Source organism: Bacillus sp. mrc49 (genome assembly GCF_002803435.1).
In genome coordinates, this window is the sequence record NZ_PHNG01000495.1 from 1 (window position 1) to 1,767 (window position 1,767).

At 42.4% G+C, this 1,767-nt stretch carries 1 protein-coding gene and 1 pseudogene; one reads left to right on the forward strand and one right to left on the reverse strand.

Annotated elements, in window-relative coordinates; genetic code table 11:
- Window positions 1–269, reverse strand: a pseudogene (locus tag CVN76_RS04740) (hypothetical protein); the annotation flags it as partial.
- A 626-nt stretch (window positions 270–895) separates the two neighbouring features.
- Here CVN76_RS04740 and CVN76_RS04745 point away from each other — a divergent pair.
- Window positions 896–1,767 (forward strand): YhgE/Pip domain-containing protein (locus CVN76_RS04745; RefSeq protein ID WP_157805523.1); only part of this gene is annotated, 872 nt, incomplete at its 3' end.

The following is a 1,767-nucleotide window of genomic DNA, read 5'->3' on the forward strand; positions in this document are numbered from 1 at the left end:
AAGCCGCCCATTAGCTGAACGTCATGGTGCCTTAGCTTCAACACCCGTTTAGAGGCCTCCCGAACGACTGCGAAAGCATCGGTCTGAATCTCGCTCATATTTTTTCCGGCATCCAATTCGCATTTGAATTTATCCTTCATTCGCTTTAACTCTTGATCTGAGCATCTTTCATATTCACCCTCAAGCCGGTTCACGGCATCTGCCAACTTATATATTCGCTTTAGATCCTTGGAGCTTTCCTTGAAGAACTTTTTCATACCCGTTAGCATATGGTCCCCTCTTCTACTATTTCAATTGAACTCTACTGAAAGTATATCAGTTATATATTTACTGTTTATTAAAAATCATCTATATATTGCAATCAATAGTAAATCTTTTTTTCCGTTTCCCCCCCCCCGCTATCGGGTCGAAGATGTGCATTCTTTCTTTTTTTAGACTGATTTCGTATATTTTGTTGCTATTCACCCACTAATGCGGTGTGATCGATTTGCCTTTCAACGGGGCGGGCAGGAGTCCGCTGCTCCGTTCCAATCAACCTTAAATCGTCTCGTTTTAAAAACAACGATCTTAACGAAACAGCCTTTTTTCAAAATAAAAATTACTATTCGATTTTCAAAAACAGTATAATATTTCTTCCTTACTTTCACAGAACAATAATGAATGAATACCCATTCATATTGATCTTTCATTTTCACATCCGACTAAAGAAGCGTTTATTAGACAAACGAATCATTATTCTTTGAAACTTTCTAACTAATTAGGCGGGCAAAACTTGAAAATATTTGTAAAACCGAAGGAGGATTTAGCAAATCTAGTCAGAATATACTGTGTTATGAATTAGGGCGGGACATTTCCCACCCCATTCATAACTATCAAAGCATATAGGGGGTAATGTATGAAAGGTTCAGGGTTACAGTTTGGCGGCTCCACGAATAGGGCTGGTTGGATCATTGCCATACTAGCAGTCTTATTCATTCCATTCATTTACGCAGCACTCATTCTAACTGCTAAGTGGGGTCCGTACGATCATTTGTCTAATTTGCCGGTTGCCGTAGTCAATAAGGATGCAGGTAGTACGTTGGGAGATAAACCGGTTAATGTCGGTAAAGATTTAGTAGCGGAGCTAAGGAAAAGTGATACCCTTGGCTGGGATTTTGTCGATGATAAAAAGGCAAAGAAAGGGCTTCAGAATACAGACTATTACATGGTCATCGAAATTCCGGAAAACTTCTCTCAAAATGTAACGACGGTCTTAGACGAAAATCCTGTTAAACCTGAATTAACATATATTCAGAACGAAGGGCTGCATTACATGGCGGCTCAAGTCACAAAAAGCGCCACTGAACGCATTCGTGAAAATCTGTCGAATAAAGTGACGGCCAGTTATACGACGGCCCTTCTCTCGCAAATGGCCGAAATTGAAAACGGTTTCAATGACGGAGCTGGCGGCTCACAAAAAATCAATGACGGAGCTGGGAAACTAAAAAGCGGTACGGCCCAGATCCTCGAATCCTTGCAGCAAAAAGCTCCTGATATCGACAAGCTGGCAGGGGGGGCAGCCCAATTAAAGGTCGGAACCGGAACCATGTATAACTCATTGGCAGGTAAGCAAGCGGATATCGGTAAATTGGCGGATGGGGCTAACCAAGTCGATACCGGTATGCAGCAGGTAAACGGCGGCGCACGGAAATTAGATGCAGGCATCCAAAAACTGAATGTCGGCATGACCGAATTGAATTCCGGTGCCCAAAGGCTCAACGGCGGCCT